The sequence below is a fragment of the Chlamydiota bacterium genome, assembly GCA_016178055.1.
Classification (GTDB): Bacteria; Auribacterota; JACPWU01; order JACPWU01; family JACPWU01; genus JACOUC01.
The window spans coordinates 62,501-64,273 of record JACOUC010000011.1 but is presented as its reverse complement, the minus strand read 5'-3'; the positions used below and the strand labels follow the sequence as shown (position 1 = coordinate 64,273).

The 1,773-nt window shown below is 47.4% G+C and carries 1 protein-coding gene and 2 other annotated features (1 of these 3 running past the window's edge); the gene reads right to left on the bottom strand.

Features of this window, described 5'->3' with window-relative positions:
• Positions 1-24: 24 nt before the first annotated feature.
• Positions 25-580, bottom strand: a sequence feature (possible 23S ribosomal RNA but 16S or 23S rRNA prediction is too short).
• A gap of 441 nt (positions 581-1,021) precedes the next feature.
• Complete coding sequence (locus tag HYS07_01655) at positions 1,022-1,615, bottom strand: LAGLIDADG family homing endonuclease (GenBank protein ID MBI1869879.1); 594 nt, start codon at positions 1,613-1,615, stop codon at positions 1,022-1,024.
• A gap of 87 nt (positions 1,616-1,702) precedes the next feature.
• Positions 1,703-1,773, bottom strand: a sequence feature (possible 23S ribosomal RNA but does not have good blast hits on one or both of the ends) (it continues 2,290 nt past the right edge of the window).

Here is a 1,773-nt window from a genome sequence, read left to right as displayed (position 1 = left end):
TCTGAATCTCCACCCCATGTTGTTGAGGTGCCAAACCGCGCCGTCGATATGAACTCTTGGGCGCGATAAGCCTGTTATCCCCGGAGTACCTTTTGTCCGTTGAGCGATGGCGATTCCACCTTCTACCACCGGATCACTTAGCCCTGCTTTCGCATCTGCTCGACTTGTAGGTCTTACAGTTAAGCTCCCTTATACCTATACGCTCTAATAGCACGATTGCCGACCGTGCTGAGGGAACCTTTGGGCTCCTCAGTTACCTTTTATGAGGAGACCGCCCCAGTCAAACTACCCGCCTGACAATGTTCCTCAACCGGTTTCACGGTCTGAGGTTAGAGCCTCGATAAAGCAAGAGTGGTATTTCACTGATGGCTCCCCTCGAGCTAGCGCCCAAGGATCCCTGCCTCCCACCTATGCTACACATGCCACACCAAAACCCAATGTCAGGGTATAGTTAAGGTTCACGGGGTCTTTTCGTCCCGTTGCGGGTATGCGGTATCTTCACCGCAACTTCAATTTCACCGAGTCCCTGGTTGAGACAGCGGTCAACTCGTTACGCTATTCGTGCAGGTCGGAACTTCACGTTATCCCCCGACTTGTTCGTCGGGGCGTAGACTATACTTTCAACTCATTATTTAGTCCACAGTCGACAGTCAACAGTCCACAACTAATTCATGTGGTCCATCGTCTTCTTTCCGTTGATTGATAATGAGTTGCCGGCGTGTTGCCTTCACCACGATAATTGAAACGATGAAAGCCTCGCTCCAACGTTACGTCGGAGCTCAGTCGTTACGGGTCCAGCCCTTTCTACAAGCAATAAACCACTTGAGAAAGGACTGCCTCCAGCTTCTCTCAGTGCTATCTAAAATAGATAGAAATCTGAAAGGGCTGGGTTCCCACGGTATTACCCACCTTTCTCCACGATCTCCTTGAAGATCGCAACAGGTTTGGGCTTCACCGTTATGAGCCAGTACGGGCGATTTCTTTCACCCGACAAGGAATTTCGCTACCTTAGGCATTCGTGTTAGCCACATATCACTATGTGGATCGGACTATATCTTCTCTCAGAGTCTCGAATAACATTCGATGCACCTGAAGAGTCCAGCGTATAGTCTCTGAGGATTCTGTCTAGCACTTCTTGAAGCGTTCGTTTCCGCTTCTTTCCCTTTGAGCCTGGATTCATCCCATATGCTTTCTCGATAATAAGAGCCAATCCATCTCTGGTTTTATGTTCCTCGCGTTCGAAGCTCTCTAAAATGTCTTTAAATCTCAAAAAGACATCCCATTTTGCTGAAAGCCTCATATAGTTTTCATAGAAAGGAACTATCTTTTCCATCAAGCTTCTCCGACTTGCAATGGAGAAGACCAACACCTTTTCGTTTCCTACTTTCCGGGCAATCCTGCCAGTTCCAAAAATCTCTCGAGCCAAATGAAGCTGTTGAATACCATGTTCATGTTGGTAGAGAAAAAATTCTGGATCGACAAGAAAACCAAAAGGAGAACTAGGATGATTCTTAATGGAAACACATAAACTACCTTCACCTTCTATAAAACCTGCAAGGAACCAACACCTCTCTTCATGCGTAGACAGCCTTTCCTGCTGATTGACTGACTCCATATGTTTTTCACCTCCTCGGTACATTGGAGACTACCAGTTATTCCAGCATATAGCTGAATTTTAAAACGGCCGTTCAGATAGCAGAACCACCGTTATAGTTACGGCCGCCATTCACGGGGGCTTCGGGTTGGAGCTTCGCCAGCCCTTTCAAGCTCTAA